Source organism: Clostridium mediterraneense (assembly GCF_900091705.1).
GTDB classification, from domain to species: domain Bacteria; phylum Bacillota; class Clostridia; order Clostridiales; family Clostridiaceae; genus Sarcina; species Sarcina mediterraneense.
Genome location: NZ_LT594785.1, coordinates 813,897 through 831,359, shown reverse-complemented (window position 1 = coordinate 831,359; position 17,463 = coordinate 813,897). Strand labels below are relative to the sequence as shown.

Annotated in this window: 15 protein-coding genes and 1 tRNA gene; 4 read left to right on the top strand and 12 right to left on the bottom strand. The window is 26.6% G+C overall.

Annotated elements, in window-relative coordinates; genetic code table 11:
* Positions 1–26: 26 nt before the first annotated feature.
* The 3 genes from rpsA to yaaA all read right to left on the bottom strand — a co-directional run bounded on the left by rpsA (position 27) and on the right by yaaA (position 3,531).
* On the bottom strand, positions 27–1,169 hold the full coding sequence (gene rpsA, locus BN8917_RS06055; protein WP_066871911.1) for a 30S ribosomal protein S1: 1,143 nt from the start codon (positions 1,167–1,169) through the stop codon (positions 27–29).
* 79 nt (positions 1,170–1,248) lie between these two features.
* Positions 1,249–2,589, bottom strand: coding sequence for a DUF2334 domain-containing protein (locus BN8917_RS06050; protein WP_066871906.1), 1,341 nt, complete (start codon positions 2,587–2,589; stop codon positions 1,249–1,251).
* A gap of 174 nt (positions 2,590–2,763) precedes the next feature.
* Positions 2,764–3,531, bottom strand: coding sequence for a peroxide stress protein YaaA (gene yaaA / locus BN8917_RS06045; protein WP_066871903.1), 768 nt, complete (start codon positions 3,529–3,531; stop codon positions 2,764–2,766).
* A 157-nt stretch (positions 3,532–3,688) separates the two neighbouring features.
* Between yaaA and BN8917_RS06040 the strand changes: the two genes are divergently transcribed.
* Positions 3,689–6,664: a helicase C-terminal domain-containing protein gene (locus tag BN8917_RS06040; RefSeq protein WP_066871900.1), complete on the top strand. Its 2,976-nt coding sequence runs from the start codon at positions 3,689–3,691 to the stop codon at positions 6,662–6,664.
* Positions 6,665–6,690: 26 nt separating this feature from the next.
* Here BN8917_RS06040 and BN8917_RS06035 read toward each other — a convergent pair whose 3' ends face one another.
* The 9 genes from BN8917_RS06035 to BN8917_RS05995 all read right to left on the bottom strand — a co-directional run bounded on the left by BN8917_RS06035 (position 6,691) and on the right by BN8917_RS05995 (position 15,540).
* Positions 6,691–7,122, bottom strand: a complete 432-nt coding sequence (locus tag BN8917_RS06035; RefSeq protein ID WP_066871897.1) for a CBS domain-containing protein — start codon at positions 7,120–7,122, stop codon at positions 6,691–6,693.
* 89 nt (positions 7,123–7,211) lie between these two features.
* Positions 7,212–8,117: a 3'-5' exonuclease gene (locus tag BN8917_RS06030; protein WP_066871895.1), complete on the bottom strand. Its 906-nt coding sequence runs from the start codon at positions 8,115–8,117 to the stop codon at positions 7,212–7,214.
* Between the two features lie 62 nt (positions 8,118–8,179).
* Positions 8,180–9,619 carry a transcriptional repressor LexA gene (gene lexA / locus BN8917_RS06025; protein ID WP_066871893.1) on the bottom strand — a complete coding sequence of 480 codons (1,440 nt, stop codon included), beginning with the start codon at positions 9,617–9,619 and terminating at the stop codon, positions 8,180–8,182.
* Positions 9,620–9,733: 114 nt separating this feature from the next.
* Positions 9,734–11,476, bottom strand: coding sequence for a DUF262 domain-containing protein (locus BN8917_RS06020; protein ID WP_066871890.1), 1,743 nt, complete (start codon positions 11,474–11,476; stop codon positions 9,734–9,736).
* Between the two features lie 149 nt (positions 11,477–11,625).
* On the bottom strand, positions 11,626–13,422 hold the full coding sequence (locus BN8917_RS06015) for a MutS family DNA mismatch repair protein (protein ID WP_066871887.1): 1,797 nt from the start codon (positions 13,420–13,422) through the stop codon (positions 11,626–11,628).
* A gap of 151 nt (positions 13,423–13,573) precedes the next feature.
* Entirely contained in the window at positions 13,574–14,530 is a 957-nt protein-coding gene (locus BN8917_RS06010) for a metal ABC transporter solute-binding protein, Zn/Mn family (protein ID WP_066871884.1), read from the bottom strand.
* Between the two features lie 327 nt (positions 14,531–14,857).
* The gene (locus tag BN8917_RS06005) at positions 14,858–15,037 is read right to left on the bottom strand and encodes an alpha/beta-type small acid-soluble spore protein (RefSeq protein WP_066871881.1); all 180 of its coding nucleotides are present in this window, start codon (positions 15,035–15,037) and stop codon (positions 14,858–14,860) included.
* 57 nt (positions 15,038–15,094) lie between these two features.
* Positions 15,095–15,277: an alpha/beta-type small acid-soluble spore protein gene (locus BN8917_RS06000; RefSeq protein ID WP_066871878.1), complete on the bottom strand. Its 183-nt coding sequence runs from the start codon at positions 15,275–15,277 to the stop codon at positions 15,095–15,097.
* 187 nt (positions 15,278–15,464) lie between these two features.
* A tRNA-Trp gene (locus BN8917_RS05995) sits at positions 15,465–15,540 on the bottom strand.
* A gap of 289 nt (positions 15,541–15,829) precedes the next feature.
* Here BN8917_RS05995 and tsaE point away from each other — a divergent pair.
* The 3 genes from tsaE to rimI are packed head-to-tail and all read left to right on the top strand — an operon-like array spanning position 15,830 to position 17,435.
* The gene (tsaE, locus tag BN8917_RS05990) at positions 15,830–16,294 is read left to right on the top strand and encodes a tRNA (adenosine(37)-N6)-threonylcarbamoyltransferase complex ATPase subunit type 1 TsaE (RefSeq protein WP_066871876.1); all 465 of its coding nucleotides are present in this window, start codon (positions 15,830–15,832) and stop codon (positions 16,292–16,294) included.
* Positions 16,288–16,989: a tRNA (adenosine(37)-N6)-threonylcarbamoyltransferase complex dimerization subunit type 1 TsaB gene (tsaB, locus tag BN8917_RS05985; protein WP_066871872.1), complete on the top strand. Its 702-nt coding sequence runs from the start codon at positions 16,288–16,290 to the stop codon at positions 16,987–16,989. The genes tsaE and tsaB overlap by 7 nt, the downstream gene beginning before the upstream one ends.
* 2 nt (positions 16,990–16,991) lie before the next feature.
* On the top strand, positions 16,992–17,435 hold the full coding sequence (gene rimI / locus BN8917_RS05980) for a ribosomal protein S18-alanine N-acetyltransferase (protein WP_084748503.1): 444 nt from the start codon (positions 16,992–16,994) through the stop codon (positions 17,433–17,435).
* Positions 17,436–17,463 lie beyond the last annotated feature (28 nt).

The following is a 17,463-nucleotide window of genomic DNA, read 5'->3' as shown; positions in this document are numbered from 1 at the left end:
TTACTAAAATAACTTCTTTTTACTAATTAAAATTTGAAATCTTTAAAAACATCACCTAAAGTGAAACCATCTTCATCATCATTATATTGTAAGTATTCTGTTGATTTTTCTGAAGCATCTTTTATGCTAAGTGATAACTTTTCATTTTCTGCATCTATTGATAGTATCTTAACTTTAACTTCTTGTCCAAGCTTTAATACATCCTCTGCTGAAGTTATATTTTCATCTGTAATTTCTGAAATATGAACTAAGCCTTCAATTCCATCTTCTATTTCTGCAATAGCACCAACTTGAATAAATCTTACTATCTTAGCATTTACAGTATCTCCAACATTGTGTTCATTTGATACTTTTACCCATGGATTTTCACAAACATCTTTTAATGATAGTTCCATTCTTTCTTTTGCTAAGTCTACACTTCTAATATATACTTCTACTTCATCACCAACTGATAAAATATCTTCAACTCTCTTAACTCTAGTCCAAGCTAAATCATTAATATGAATTAATCCTTCAACTCCGCCAATATTAACAAAAGCTCCGAATTTAAGAATCTTAGTTACTTTACCTTTTCTCTTTTCGCCTTCTTTTATAGTTTTCCAAAGAGCTGTCTTTTCTTTTTTCAGTTCTTCTTCTTCAATAACTCTTCTTGAAATAACAACTTTTCTATTTTCTTTATTGAATTCGATAATCTTTACTTCTAAAGTTTTACCTACTAATTCCTCTAAATTCTCAACTCTTCTAGCTGCACATTGTGAAGCTGGCATAAATACTCTAATTCCTGATATAAAAGCAACTATTCCACCTTTAACAACTTCTTTAAGCTTAACTTGTAGACTCTTTCCTGATTCAAATAATTCTTCAATGTTATCCCAAGCCTTTATAGCATCAGCTCTTTTCTTTGATAATGAAACATTACCTTCTCCATCATCTCCACTTAAAACCATAACATAGATTTCATCATCTACTTTTATTTCATTTATATCAAAATCACTATCATTTGATATTTCATTTCTTGAAACTACTCCATCAGCAAAATGACCTATATTAACTATTATTTCATCATTTCTAACGCTTACAACTTTTCCTTTAACGATTTCTCCCTTATGGAAATTCTTTAGTTCAAAATCATTCATTAAGTCACTCATTGACATATTTTCATTATCCATGATTTTCATCTCCTTATAACACACAATTATTATTGTTATTTCTTCTTTTATTTTACATAAGTATTCTAAATAACTCAAGCTACCTAAAGCTATTCACTGATACGGTAACATATCCTGTTCTCTCTAATTCATTTAAAATATTATTAAGTGGTGAATTTTTATCATACTCAAAATAAGTAACACCATTTTCATCAATATCTGAAATTTTTATAAAATTCATTTCCTTTGTTGGATGTAAAAATAAACTTGCTAAAACATTATTATTCTTATTTTTATTAATTTTATTTACTACTTCCTCACCATTTTCATCTTTTATATATGAAAGAGGAGTTGGAACATATACAGTAAAATCATTCCTTTTACTAATCATAGGTCTAAAGTTCCAATAATATTTATATGGTTCATAACAAATATCAAAATATTCTTCTATTATGGCTTGCTGTTTTCTAGTGGCGTGATAATGTCCACTTTCAAAGAATGAAACAGGTATATTAAGTATTTTTGATATTTTTATAGCTGATTCAACAATATTTCTTGTTTCTTCTTCTGAACTATTAAACTCTTTACTTAAATCACTACCAACTGCACTTGCATATATTCCAGCTTGATGAGTATATCCATGAAGTCCAACTGTTCCTCCTCTAAATATAAGATAATCTAGCATATTTATAAATTGAACATTTGCCATACTTCTATTTTCTAATAAATCATTATCTATTTTTTTACTAGGGTCTTTAAATCTAGAAATCCAAGCTACATTAAACTTAGCTCCTCTTTGATAAAGTAAATCAGCCATTAACTTTGTTTTTTCAATTCCCTCACTTGTAATATACTTATTACCTGCTGATACATCTTCAAGTCTAATTAATGCTGGTTTTCCTGACATCTGCTCTCTATCTCTAGCTTTTATTGAATCTTTATTTTCAAATATATAAATTTTTTTCTCTTCATGATTCCAGTGATCTTTAAGTCCTAACATATTTTCAAAATCATTTAATGATATATAAGTCTTATTATCTATATGTAATGCCTTCCCTAGAACACTATAAGCATGATCATTTAAAGTAAATGCATTATTTTTTAAATCTAAGCTTACATCATTAAATAAATAATTATCTTCTATATTCTTAAATTTTATATTTAATTTATTAAGACCTTCTTCTAAAGGAATATAATATCTTTGATTATTTTCATATATTTTATATTCAAAATCTAATTTTTTTCCGTTATAGATAAATTCTATATCATTAATTTCTTCTATTTTATCTTTATATTCTATACTTACATTTTTTAAATCACTTTTCTTTCTTTTATCAAAACCTTCTTCATAGATAAGCTCTCCATTCTCCACCCTCATATTTTTAAACATGGAAGCTCTAAAATAAATAACAGTACTAGCTGCAACAACTAATATAAACAAAATTACCCATAAACTAATTAAACCAATTTTCTTTTTTAATGATTTCTTCTTTAATTTTATACTTATCCCCCCTATATATCACTTTAATTATATAATAAATTAAAATAATACATATAAGTATATTTTTAACATAATGTTTATAAGTTTTATGAAAAGTTTTTCACCTATGAAGCTTTAAAAATTCTCTCTTGTGAAAACAAAATTATCTTTATCTGATAATTCTTCATTAAATTCATATCCTTCTTCATCAAAGTTCTTTAATTCTTCTACATTTGTTAATCTATTTTTCACCATATAATTAACAAGCATTCCTCTAGCCTTTTTAGCATATATAGTTACTATTTTATAATCAAATCCTCTTCTTTCTTTAAATATAGGAGTAACTACTCTTACTTTTCCTTTAAGCTTTAAAACTTTTGAATATTCATCTGAGGCAAGATTAACTAAAACTCCTTCCTCATCTTTACTTAAATCATCAATTATACTTTCTGTAAGAGTATCTGACCAAAAATCATAAAGATTCTTACTTCCATCAACAGATAATTTAAGTCCCATTTCTAATCTATAAGGCATAAGTCCATCAAGAGGTCTTATACTTCCATAAACAGCTGAAAGTATTCTAAGATGTTTATCACAAAATTCTAAATCCTCTTTATCAAAGTTTTGAGCATCTAAACCTTTATATGCTTCCCCATGAAAAGATAATACTGCTGCTTTTCTCTCACTTCCATCAAAAGGCTTCCAATCTTGATTTCTCATAAAATTTAACTCTCCAAGCTTATCATTAATCTTCATAAGCTTACAAAGCTCTGGTATCTCATATTTTTTAAGCTCATTCATAACTCTTTCTGATTTTTCTAAAAATCTTGGAGTTGTTGTATCTATATCTATTTTTGCTTTACTTTCATCTATTGTCTTTGCTGGTGATAAAATTGCTATCATATCTCTTCCCCTTTATTTTTTTAATTTCGTATACTATAGTTTTTATTTTTGTTAATAATTATAGTATTAATTTAAACTCTTATCAAATTATAGAATGACTGTATCTTCTATTTAATATATAATTGACTATATTATAAAAAACAAAAGGAGCACAATTATGTTAAGTTCTTATTTTAAAAATATAGTTTATATAGATTTAAAAACAAGCAACACAAGTTCTAATGACGGAGAAATCTTAGAACTATCTGCTATAAAATTTACTGACGATAAAATCTTTCATTTTAATAGCCTTATAAAAAATAAGAAAAAAGTATCAAAAACTGCTCTTGAAAAAATAGATAATTTAAAATTAAGTGATTTGAGAAATGCTAAGGATTTAGAAGAAGTAATTGATGATTTTAATTCCTTTATAGGAAACTTTAAATTAATTTCTTATAATACTAGAATAAAAAAAGAATTCTTAGAAATAGCTTTCTTTAATTGTAATAAAGTTATAAAAAATAAATTTCTAGATGCCCTAGAACTTATTGCTCTTTTAGAGCCTTATCATAAAGAATATTCACTAAAATACTTAACTGAAAATATACTATCTAAAGAATTTATAAATAGATCTAACAAAAATATTGAGTATACAATAGAACTTATAAATTTAATCTTAGAAAGAAATGATATTGGTGAATTTATAAGTTTTTATGCTCCACTTCTTAAGGATTGGCCTTGGATAGATTATTTAACATCATTTAACCTTACAGAAGAAATATTTAAATTAAAAGAAGCTTATGTATTTAATGATGACCTTACTGAGCCTACATTTACTTTAGATATAAATAAGAAATGTGAGGAAAGCTTAAAAGATATTGAAAACTTTAAAAAGATAAGTCCTAATTATAAGTTTAGAGAAGCTCAATATAAAGTTATGAAAAATGTTAGAAATACCTTAGATAAAGAATTAATATCTATAATTGAGGCTCCTACTGGAACTGGTAAAAGTATAGCATATCTTCTTCCCTCTATAATAAAAGCTTATTATACTGGTGAGAAAATATTTATATCAACTAATACTAAAGAGCTTCAAAGACAGTTAACTGAAAAAGATATTCCCTTCCTTTTAAATGCATTTGACCTTAATCACAAAGTAGATTTTGTTAATATAAAAGGTAAAGGAAATTACTTATGCCCTGAAGTTATAGATGATATTTTAAATGAAAGTCTTTTAGATCCTACTAGATCTACTCTTGAGAAGTTAGGAATTGCTTTTTTACATAGATATACTTATCAAGGAAAGTACGGAGATTTTGAAGAGATTAATTATTATCTTAAAGAACATTTTAAATTAAATTCTCTTCTTCCATTTTGTAGTGCTGATAGTGATGGTTGTGATATAAATCGTTGTCAAAAAAAATGCTTCTATAAATCAGTTGTAGAGAAACTAAAAGAAAGCTCTATAGTAGTTCTTAATCACTCTCTCCTACTAAAATGGTCTTATGAAGATGAAATAAAAAATGTAATTATAGATGAGGCTCATAATCTTAGCGATTCTATTTTTGATGCTTATGCAGCTACTTTAAATTCAAAAGGAATCAAAGCTCTACTTTTAGAAATTCTAGATTACAATAAAAATAAAGGTTACTTAAACTATGTATGGAAGTTCACTCAAAATAGAAATGCAAACTTTAGAGAATCAATAAGAGATAAAATTAATACTTCATTTAATACAATAGATAAGATATCTTATCTTTCTCTTAATGGACTTCATCTTGAATATGATCTAGATATAACTTTTGATAAGTCATATAAAAATTATGAAACTATAAAACATGAACTATTAGTTTTAAAGGAAGATTTGCTAGATATATATAAAAGTATGCAAAAATTTATAGAAAATAATAACTTAGATGAGCCAAGAATTAAAACTAGAGGAGAAATTCTTATAAAAAAAGTTGATAGACTTAAAGAATACATAGATTTTATAGAACTATATACAGCAGAACATGAACAATCAAATTGCTACGGCTACTTTACTAATAAGAACTCTACTTTTTGGGAGGCCTATATAAAGGATTTAAATTCTGCTTTAATTTTCTTTGAAAAGTTTTTAAATACCCTTTCTAGTTGTAGCTTTTTATCTGCTACACTTAAAAATAGAAATAGCTACACTCAATTTAAGAATTCTCTTGCAATAGATAAGGTAGAACATACCTTCTTAAATGAGGTACTAGATGTAGAAAATACTTTTGATTTACCAAAAAGAAGTATTGCTGTTTCTCTTTTAGATTCACCTAGATATTATGAATCTGACTTTATAAAATATATGGTTAAAACAACTCTAGATATATTAATGAAAGTGCCAGGTAATTTATTAATATTATTTACAAGTAAAAAAAGATTAGATGAGTTCAAAGAAAAAATTTCTATATTCTCTGAATCAGCTAATTTTAAAATCTATACAGGTAAAAGAGATATTAGTAAACTTCAAGATACTTCTGAAAAATCTATTTTACTTGGTTCAAGAGGTTTCTTTGAAGGTATTGATATTCCTGGAGATTCTCTTAGCTGTGTTTTAATGGATAAACTACCAGTTATAAATCCTAGTACCCCTTTATATTCAAAACTTATGGCTAATGGCAAAAGTTTTAATACTATAAATCTACCTAGAGTTATAACAAGCTTTAAACAATGTTTTGGTAGACTTATTAGAACTGAATTTGATTATGGATATTTTATAGTTTTTGATAGTGGAAAAGATAGTAGCCTTTGGTCTAACATCTCAAGAGAATATCCTAAGGTAAGATTTTTAACTCCTAGAAACAGAGAATTCCTCTCTTCTATTGATAATAATTTTATTTACTGGAACACTCTAAACTTTGATATAGTAATTAGTCAAACTATTGAGAAATTAGAAAATAAGCTTAAAGAAAATAAAGTTAATTTATTTGGAGATTCTAATAAACTAATAAAATTTTTAAATGATTTTTATAAAGAAGAACTGCTTAATAGAAAACTAAATCAAAATATTATTTTAGGAGTTAAAAATAAAAAAATACTAGCTATCTATCTCCCTACTGATAAAGAAATAAATCTTTCAAATAAAAAACTAATACTTGAATCTATAAATAAATGTTTTAAAAAATAAAAAGCTATCATATAAGATAGCTTTTTTTATATCACTTTTTCTTTATTTACTTTTTCTTCGCATAAATGTGAATAGCAATACTCAATTATATCACTTCTTTTTATTATTCCTATAAATATCCCCTCATCATCTACTACAGGAACAAAATTTTGAGAAATTGCTAGAGAGATTAAACTATCCATATCTGAATTTATAGAGACACTCTTATGATTCACTCTTCTTTCAACATCTTTTATTTTTATTTCATTAGTATTTTCAAAACTAAGTCCATCTGTATTTTTAAGTTTCCATAACAGATCCCCTTCTGTAAGCGTACCTATATAAACTCCGTTATTATCTATAAGCGGAATTGCTGTATAGCCATGACGTTCCATTCTTTCAATTACTTGACGCATTGTAGCATCTATCTTTTCATGAACAACCTCTATTTTAGGAGTTAGAAAAAAAGCTATATTCATAATATTAACCCATACCTCTTTTTTTATTTTCTAATGATAAAATATCACCATTTTTATTTTATCACATATTGAAGAATTCAAATATTAAATTAATATTTCTTTTTACTCTTAAATTTATATGAATAATTCATATAATCATAATCATCTAAAGAAGTAACTGCATCTTTATATGCAATCCCCCCAGATAAAGTTTTCTTTAAAATAACTTCTTGTAAAAGCTTATTATCACACTTTTTACATCTTCCTAAAGATACAAATCTCCAGCTAAATAAAGCTAGTGGATAATCAACTGAAACCTCCTTATTACATTTAGGACATTTAAAATCTATATCTATTTCTTCAGCGTTATAATTTTTTAAATCTTTCACACGTATAGATGGCATATTATACACATCTTTTACTATATATTCTCTAACAATTCTACCATTATAAAGTCTTTTAAATACTTCAGCTGTATAATCCGCATCATTAAGAGCATCATGTAATTTATTCTTATCAACCTTTATCTTTAATTCTTCTAAGGCTGTTTTAAGACCTAAGACTTTTTTATGTGCTAACATCTTTGTACAATAATATTGAACATCTAAATATTCATCTATCCAATTGATATCTTTATAATTGTGATACTTAGCATTTGATATGATTTCAGCTATATCATCTGTTGCCCAAGAACATACTATATATCCTTCTCCAACAAAGTCTTTTAAACCATTCATAGCCTCTTCAAAGCTAACTCCATTTTTAAGATGCTCATTAGTAATCCCTGTTATTTCAGTTATTTTTGGGTTTAAAACTTTAAAAATACTCGGTTTTACATAAGTCTTATACTCAGCTGTCTTTTTCATAAACTTATCTAATTTAACAGCACCAATTTCAATTATCTCATTTTGAACATTAAGTTGTCTTAATTCTTTGCACTCTTCATAGATATTAGGGTAGTACTTTGTTATATTTTGCATATTATTAAATTCTAAGTCTATTATTATAAATCCCATTTTTTACATCCCCTCACTATTATATCCATATACAATTATGCCATAAATTAGATATTTTTTCATTAATTATCTTTATTTTTAAGTGTACCTAATATGACTCCTAGTATATTTACATCTTTTCCTTCCAACTTTATAGGCTCATACTTTGCGTTAGCAGGCATTAAAAGTGGTTTTTCAGCATTAAGATTTAGTGTCTTTAAAGTCGCACTTCCATTAATAGAAGCTGCGACTATCTCATTGTGATAAGCAGAATTTTGTCTTTTTATAAGAACAAAATCTCCATCTTCAATATTTTTATCTATCATACTATCACCCTTAACTTGAAGCATAAATACTTCCTTCTCAGTTCCTAAAAACTCTTTTGGAATATTCATATTATCTTCAATAAGTTCATTTATCTCTATTGGTGATCCCGCTGCTATTTTACTATAAACAGGTACTTTTAATAATTCATTTTTAATTAATAATTCTTCTTTATCATCTCTATTAAGTATTATTTCATCTAATGTATTTAAAGTATCTATACTAAAATTAAATACTTTATTATGTCTCATATCTATATACTCATAATTTTTTATAGAACTTTGTACTTTATCCTTATTCTTAAACTTATTTTTAAAAGTAAATGTTCTTCCTTTTATATCTCCTGCTATTGTAGAAATATTTCTTCCTTTATCGAGCCATTTATTTTCTTTAGTACTGCTAAGCTTATTTATAATAAATATTAAATTTCCATATTTATTATTTTTTATAGACTGTATAAATTTAAATTCTGCTCTTGTTAAAGATTCACAATCGTCTAAAATTATATGACTATATTTTTGTGCTATTTTTTTTGAATGTTTTATAGCAAATAAAACTTCATCATATTTATCCATATATCCTATTTTATTTAATTCAACACTATAAGTTTCATATAAATCGTATATTTTCTTTCTAGTTTCTGAATTAGTTCTAATATTTTTTCCTCTGCCTCTTCTTGAGATTTCTAAATATTCATTTAAACTAAAAGCTGCTGACTTTATCCATTCTATTTCTTGTAATAAATAATCTAATGATACATTTTCTAAAAATCTACTTAAGCTATTCTCTTTCTTATGTTGATTATATAACTTTTCTAACACTCTTAACTTAATACTTTTTTTAGCATAAACTAAGAACAGCTTATTTTCTCTCATATAAGCTTTTGAATATAACTCTATAAATTGATTTATTCCCTTAACTTCAAACCTCTCCTTATTTGCTGTTGAGAATAAGGAATAAAACTCATCTTGCATCTCAATTTTTGCAGACAAATATATTTCATTAGCTCTTTTAGCTTTATCAGCAGTTGAAGATATAAATAAAACCTTATCATCATTATAAATACAATAATTATTTTCAAAATCAACAGCCTTATATAAAGCCACTGTTGTTTTTCCTGTATCTACTTCACCTTTAATAATATTAATACCTGTCTTCTTACTATTTAAAAACCTTTTTTGATTTTTTTGAAATTCCATACTAACACTCCTTTCCTATAAACTTGTAAAATAATATTTTAAAAAAACCCCAAAGAGATTATATAAACTTAGTCTCTTTGGAGTTTTAAATTAGTAAATCTTTATTACTTATTATTAAAATTTAGTCCAAAGATTTAAAGCTCTTTCAACAAGAGTATTATGTCTTTCTTCTAAACTTTCCATATTCCATTCTTTATTTTTGAATACTTCCTCTGTTATCTTAAATTGACCCTTCTTACTTAAGTATTCTTCAACTTTTTCATCAAATGGCTTATTATTAAGTCTTGTATTCTTTGCTCCTGATATAAGAACTAAGTTACCAAACTTATTAGCCCAATTTCTTCTTTGGTCTGCTTTAAAGTTTCCTACCCAGTATGAATCCTTCGCATTTCTTGGAAGTATATGTTCTATCATTATCTTATTTCCATAATAATCAACTTCAACTCCTGGATTTAATTCTATATCCATTCTTATTAGAACATACTTTGGAACTGTCATTCTTCCCTTACTATAGAAATCAATATCATTTAATGCATTCTTAAAGTAAGCTGATGTTCTTTCTAAATCTGAAATAAATACTTCGCTATTTCTTAATTCTTCTAATGAGCTTGTCTCATCAATTGCCTTAATTATATCATAAACTCTGTTTAATCTATCTGCAAATGAATTTCCATTTACCCAATCAATAACAACTCTCTTTTCAAGAAGCTTAACAAATTCTACAACTGCTTTATCATCATTTTTATACTTTTCTACAAATCTGATAACTGCAGCCATCCACTCTTCATATGGTAAAACTTCAATCATAAGCTTAATTAAATTCTTATAGAAAATAACTGTATTCTTATCTTCTATATCTAAATCGGCATCTACTATATATTTACTATATAATTCTTTAATGCTATGCATATGATTTATAAAGTTTTCTCCTAAATAATCTCTATTATCAACAAAAATATTCTTACTAAATTCTTCATATAATGAAACTTCTGCTTTCTTCTTAAGATTTATAGCTCTCATAAATCCGATAAGCATTTCTAAGTTATCCTTACCAAGATCTAATTCATCATTTTCCCATATTTGAGTAAATTCTGCTCTCTTTTCTTGTGGTATAACTCTTAAGTTTTCACTCTTTAAAAGATCTGCATTTGTAAGAGGTAATCCTCTAGCATTTATAACATTAAATAGTCTAAATGCTGATTCAAATGAATTTGTCTTTATTACTACAAGTACAACCTTTTGTAATAAGTATTTTATAAAGTTATTTAACTTTTCATCTAATATATTTCCATTTTCATCTTTGAAGCTAGCCTTAAATACTTCAAGAGCATTTAACATATTCATTTTAGTTTCTGTTAAATCTTCTCTATCTATTTCATCTATAAGGTTTGTACCATTTTCAGCTAAGACATATTTCTTAAAGAACTCTTCTTCTTTTCCTCTAACTCTAACTCTTATGTTTTCTTTAATTCCCATAAGCTCATTAGCTTCTTGATAGATTAAAGAAGCAAGTACTTTCTTATACTCTTCATTTTGAATCATATCTCTAATTGTTGCTATAAGCATTATTAAAGATGTTAATCTTTGTTGTCCATCTATTACATCATAACGACCCCAACCATCATCTTTATATTCTTTTCCACAAAGAACTATACTTCCTATGAAATAGGGTTCAAAGTTTTCAAACTCTCTTCCACTATTTAAATTAATTGAATCATTTATATCATCAACTAGTTGTTTTAGATTTTCTGTTGTCCATGAATAAGCTCTTTGATAATCTGGAATTTCAAATAAGAACTTAGGGCTTAACAAATCCTTTATGTAATATTCTTTTGCTTTTATATTCTCTGTAAACAACTGTATTCCTCCTACTATTCTGCAATCTTCTTAATTCACAAAAAAAAGCCTTTTAAAAAAGGCTTAATTTTCTATTTATTATGTTAACTATTATATTATTATAGCAGATTTACCTAGCTTTGTCTAAGTGTTTATAATGGTTACACGTATTAGGTATCTATCTCTATACCTGCCATTTTCATAAGATACCTAGCATTTCTTGTTGTTGAAATACCTTTTCTAAGTTTATAATCAAATCTTAGCTTATTATTCTCATAGTATTCTCTAAAGTTATAGTTTATTATTTCACTTTGTTTTTCCTCCATATTACAAAGTTCTAAATCATGAGTAGAAACAAGTCCTATGCTCTTTCCCTTTAAAAGTTGATTTATAAGAACCTCTGCCCCTTCATGTCTATCTAATGAATTAGTTCCTTTAAATATTTCATCTAATAAGAACATAATTCTCTCACCTTTTTTAGCTCCTTCAACTATACTTTTAACTCTTAGTATTTCTGCATAAAATGAAGATATACTTTCATTTAAATTGTCGCCTATTCTCATACAAGTATAGATATTAACTATTGGAAGACTAAACTTCTGAGCCTTAACTCCCAGTCCAAGATAAGATAAGAACATACTAAATCCTATAGTTCTTAAAAATGTACTTTTTCCTGACATATTAGATCCAGTTATAAGTGCAACTCTTTTTTGCTCATCTAATCTAAAACTATTTCTAACACCATTATCAACAATCATAGGATGAACTATTTCCTCTGCTTCAATTATTAAATCATCATTTATTGTAGGTAATGTATATTCTTCATTTGCTAAAACACTTAAACTTTCTAAAGCTTCAAATTCACCTAAAGCATTCATCCACTCTTCAACTTTTTCACCATATTGTTCTTTCCACTTCTCTGCTCTACAAAGAATTTGATAATCCCAATATAGAATTCCATTTAAAACAAAGTAAAAAGCATTTCCCCTATCATTGAGCCAAGAACTCATATTATATAGTTTTTTAAGACTTTTACTTGCTCCTTCACCATTTATAATAGCTCTTTTTATCTGATTAAGCTTATCAGACTTAAACTCTTCATTTTCTAAAATTTCTAGAGCTTTTACATAACCTGAAATCTTATATTTTAGTTCTTCAAATAATTCTAAACCTTCATTAACTTGCTTACCAACTGTACTTATAATAGCAAGATTAATAATAAATATACTTAAAAAGAATAAGAAGTTTATCTTACCACTAAAAGAAAGAATTAATGTAAGTACCGTTATTACAGGTGCAACTATTCTTAACATATAGATTCCACTAGATAAAATATTATGATTTCTTTCTTTAGCCCATTCTATAAGATAATGTTTACTTTTTTCTGTTCTTTTCTTATTACTAATAAGAGCTGATAAGAACCTTTCTCTAAGTTCAACTTTTTTTCCTAATTCCTTTAAAGCTTCCTGAGTTTTATATATTTCATTTTTACTTATATATTCATTTAATAAAAGTTTATTTTTTAAAATTTCTCTTCCATATGGAGTCTTTGTTGCATTAATCCATTGGAAAAATGACTTATCACCAAAAACATCTAAATCTCCCGCAAATTTATGCTTAATATCCAGATACTCTTTTCCTGTATCCTTAAATTCTTTCCACTCACCATTATTTCTTTTAATATCATCAGTATTTAATTGTATTGAATTATTTATCTCTGCTAATAATTCATCTATGCCCTCATGCCATTTAGCTAAAAATATAAATATAACTACTCCAATAACACTTCCAACAGCAGATACAATTTTAAAATTGCTACCAAAATACCAATAAGCTAGAAAGAATATTATCAAAGCAACATCTAATAATCTTAGAAAACTTATAAAATTATATCTATTTTTATATTCTCTAAATTCCTTTTCTTTTTTCTCTATTCTTTCCTTATAAAAATCTATCCTATTAAACATAACTTACCCCCTTCAATAGTTATAGTTTATAGTTTACATAACAAAATTATACCATTAGTTTTTAATATTTTTTGATTTATATAAGTATTTAAAAATTTATTAATAATAAAAAAAGATGCCCTTGTATTAGGACATCTAAATTTAAAATATATTATTTTAAATTATTATATATTGTACTTAAATTATCTTCCATTGTTTGAAGATAAGTTTTATTTCCATTTTGACTTTCTAAACTAGAAATCTTAACAAGTTTTGCTCCAACTTCATTAGCTAATGTTTGAGATACTTTTTCACTTGTTGAGTCAGGCATAAATATTGTTTTTACATTATTAGCCTTACAATATTCTGATATTTGCTTTAAATGTTGTGGAGTTATTTCACCTTCTCCAAATACATCTTCGACGCTTTCTTGCTTTAAGCCAAAATCTCTACATAAATATCCAAAGGCTGCATGACCTGTAACAAAGTTTTTATTTGGCAGGCTAGCAAACTTTTTAGAATATTCATCATATAAACTGTCAAGTTTTGCAGCAAAATTATTATAGTTATTTGTATAATAACTTGCATTAGCAGGGTCAATCTTTATAAGAGCTTCTTCTATAAGCTTTGATTGATTTTTAGCTTCTTTTAGACTTAACCATATATGTGGATCTTGTCTTCCATGATCATGATGGTCATCATCATCTCCATGATTTTCATGCTCATCATGTACTTCTTCTCCATCTTTATCTACTAAAATTACATTAGTATTTTTTGATGTATTTACTACTTCTAAATTTTTATTTTCTATCATAGCAAGAACTTTATCAACCCAATGCTCCATTCCAAGTCCATTATATAAAAATAGCTGTGAGCTATTAAGATGTACTATATCTTTACTCTTTGGTTCAAAATCATGTGGTTCTGCTCCATCTGGAACCATTGATCTAACTATTACCTTATCTCCTCCTATTATTTGAGCAAACTCCTTAAGGGGATAAATACTAGCCATAACCTTTATTTTTCCTTGCTCCGCTGCATCAACTTCATGTTTTTTAGTAATGCCTATAAAGCCTAATATACTCAATATTGCAACTATTGCAGTTGCAAATATTATTTTTCTTTTCATAAAATACTCCTAAAATTCCATTCTACTTGCAAATAATTTGCATCTATGATTATAGGATACTTTTTATCCTTACTATTGTCAATCAATCTATCAATTTAAATTATTAACTTTTTATTAACTTTTTAATCATATTTATTTTTATAAAAAGAAAAGACCACTTAAAAGTTAATAAAATTATCTTTTAAGTAGTCTTCCCTTTAGATAGAAGATTTTAAATTAATTTTTTAAAACTAATCTCTGGTGGTCCATCCATCACAAACACCCTTTCGCAAAATATATTAAATGTTGTAAAATCATTTTTACTCCACTATAATACTTTCGTTAAGGTTACTCGCTTAGGTGACTTTCATATTCTTCTACCATTCTTCTAACCATTTCGCCACCTACAGAACCACATTGTCTTGCACTTAAATCGCCATTATACTCTTTAAATGTTATACCTAAATCATTAGCTACTTCAGCTTTGAATCCTGCTAAACTTGCTTTTGCTTTATTATTCTTTGACATAATGAATCCCTCCTTGGCTATTTGGTCATTTTAGTAGTTAACTAAAAGTTAGAGAAATTATTGTTCTCCGTGCTTACTTTCGTAGTCTTCTACCATTCTTTTAACCATTTCCCCACCTACAGAACCACATTGTCTTGCGCTTAAATCACCGTTGTATTCCTTGAATGATACTCCTAAATCTCTAGCTACTTCAGCTTTAAATCCTGATAAATCTGCTTTTGCTTTATAATTCTTTGACATAATGAATCCCTCCTTGGATATTTGGTTTAAAATTAGTAGGTTTTCAGAAACTTTTTTAATTTCTTTCCCTCCTACACTAATAGAATGCCACATTTATAAAATTTAATTCATAGTAATATTTTCTAATTTTAATTTATAAAAATAAATAAAAAAAAAGAAGATTTAGATTAAATCTAAATCTTCTATCTGGCAGGGGCAGCAGGACTCGAACCCGCAACCAATGGTTTTGGAGACCACTACTCTACCAATTGAGCCATACCCCTTTAATGCGTTTCCGCTTGATTACATAAATTATTATATATGCTATAAAAACAAATTGCAAGTCTTTTTTTAAATTTTTTTAAAATAATTTGTCTTATAATAAAAAAGTCCCATAAACACTTACTTAACACTACTATTACTACCTAAAATTTTTCTAATATAATTGAATACTTCTTATATATATAATAATTATGGTCATAATTAAAACAAAAGCTTTCCTTTTCTTTTTAATAAATATTAGATAGAATATTTAAAGAAGTAATTTACATATTACTGAAAGGAGATATCAATATGGAGTTTATAGTTAATAGTGTTGAAGATACTTTAAATATAGGTAGACAAATAGGTAAACTTGCAGGAAAGGGAGATATAATCTGTTTAACAGGTGACCTTGGAACAGGTAAAACTCATATGAGTAAAGGTATTGCTGAAGGTCTTGGAATTACTGAACATATTACAAGTCCTACTTTTAACATAGTAAATGAATATCACAGTGGAAGACTTAGCTTATACCATTTTGATGTATATAGAGTAGATGATCCTGATGAAATATATGCAATAGGATTTGATGAATATATCTTTGGTGAAGGTGTTAGCTTAATTGAATGGGCTAATTACATAGAAGAACTTATACCAAGAGAATATTTATATATAAATATCAGAAAAATGCCTGAAAAAGGTGAAAACTTTAGAAAAATAACTCTAGAAAGCTACGGTAATTCTTATGATTATATAAAGGAGATTAAAATATGTTAGTTTTAGCAGTAGATTCATCATCAAGCACTGCTACTTGTGCTTTAGTTAAAAATGATCAAATTCTTGGAGAAATAAATTTAAATAGTAAAAAACAACATTCTGTTATTTTAATGGATTTAATAGATAGACTTTTAACAGATTATGATTTAACAATAAAAGATATAGATGCATTTGCCATTTCAGAAGGTCCTGGTTCATTTACAGGTCTTAGAATAGGAATGGCAACAATAAAAGGTTTAGCACTTGGTTCAAAGAAACCTTGTGTTTCAATTTCATCACTTGAAACTTTAGCTTATAATGCTATGACTTTTGATGGAATAATCTGTCCTATAATAGATGCACTTAGAGATAATGTTTATACAAATCTTTATAAAAATGTAAATGGAAAGCTTACATCTATTTCAGAGGCTTCTTGCTCATCTTTAGAAGAGCTTATTTCTACTTTGAATGAAAGAGGAGAAAAAGTTATATTTATAGGAGATGCAACACAAAAACATCAAGCAAGACTTAAAGAAGAAGTTAAGCTTGCAAACTTTGCTCCAATGAACTGTCTATATCCAAAAGCTTCATCACTTGGAGAACTTGCAATAGAAAGACTTACAAATGGACTTACAAATCCTCTTAATGAATTTGTTCCTGTATATCTTAGAAAATCTCAGGCTGAAACTGAATACGAAAAGAGAATGGGGATATAAATTTGTTAGAGTTTAGATTAATGACAACTGATGATATTTCAGATGTTTTAAAAGTAACTTCACAAGCATTTTCTGGTGGCGAAGGCTGGAGTAAATCTACTTTAAATGCAGAGCTTATTAATCATCTTGCACATTGCTTTGTTGTTTTAAAAGATAATGAAATCTGTGGCTTTGCTAACATCTGGATTATTGCTGGAGAAGCAAATATAAATAGTATTACTATTTCACCAAACTTTAGAAGACAAGGACTTGGAAGCTTCCTTATTGAAAATATTATAGAATATTGTAAAGAAAATAACACAACTATAGTAACTCTAGAAGTACGTGAATCTAATATTGCTGCTCAAAATTTATATAAGAAGCATAATTTCAATATTGATGGCGAAAGAAAAAAATACTATAGAGATGGTGAAACAGCTATTTTAATGTCAAATAAAAATATTTAAAAAGGATGTCTCAAAATATTGAGACATC

Excerpts from the sequence above, each read along its gene's own strand:
- rpsA (WP_066871911.1), bottom strand. The coding sequence starts at position 1,169 with ATGGATAATGAAAATATGTCAATGAGTGACTTAATGAATGATTTTGAA.
- yaaA (WP_066871903.1), bottom strand. The coding sequence starts at position 3,531 with ATGATAGCAATTTTATCACCAGCAAAGACAATAGATGAAAGTAAAGCA.
- BN8917_RS06040 (WP_066871900.1), top strand. The coding sequence starts at position 3,689 with ATGTTAAGTTCTTATTTTAAAAATATAGTTTATATAGATTTAAAAACA.
- BN8917_RS06035 (WP_066871897.1), bottom strand. The coding sequence starts at position 7,122 with ATGAATATAGCTTTTTTTCTAACTCCTAAAATAGAGGTTGTTCATGAA.
- BN8917_RS06030 (WP_066871895.1), bottom strand. The coding sequence starts at position 8,117 with ATGGGATTTATAATAATAGACTTAGAATTTAATAATATGCAAAATATA.
- lexA (WP_066871893.1), bottom strand. The coding sequence starts at position 9,619 with ATGGAATTTCAAAAAAATCAAAAAAGGTTTTTAAATAGTAAGAAGACA.
- BN8917_RS06015 (WP_066871887.1), bottom strand. The coding sequence starts at position 13,422 with ATGTTTAATAGGATAGATTTTTATAAGGAAAGAATAGAGAAAAAAGAA.
- BN8917_RS06010 (WP_066871884.1), bottom strand. The coding sequence starts at position 14,530 with ATGAAAAGAAAAATAATATTTGCAACTGCAATAGTTGCAATATTGAGT.
- BN8917_RS06005 (WP_066871881.1), bottom strand. The coding sequence starts at position 15,037 with ATGTCAAAGAATAATAAAGCAAAAGCAAGTTTAGCAGGATTCAAAGCT.
- BN8917_RS06000 (WP_066871878.1), bottom strand. The coding sequence starts at position 15,277 with ATGTCAAAGAATTATAAAGCAAAAGCAGATTTATCAGGATTTAAAGCT.
- tsaE (WP_066871876.1), top strand. The coding sequence starts at position 15,830 with ATGGAGTTTATAGTTAATAGTGTTGAAGATACTTTAAATATAGGTAGA.
- tsaB (WP_066871872.1), top strand. The coding sequence starts at position 16,288 with ATGTTAGTTTTAGCAGTAGATTCATCATCAAGCACTGCTACTTGTGCT.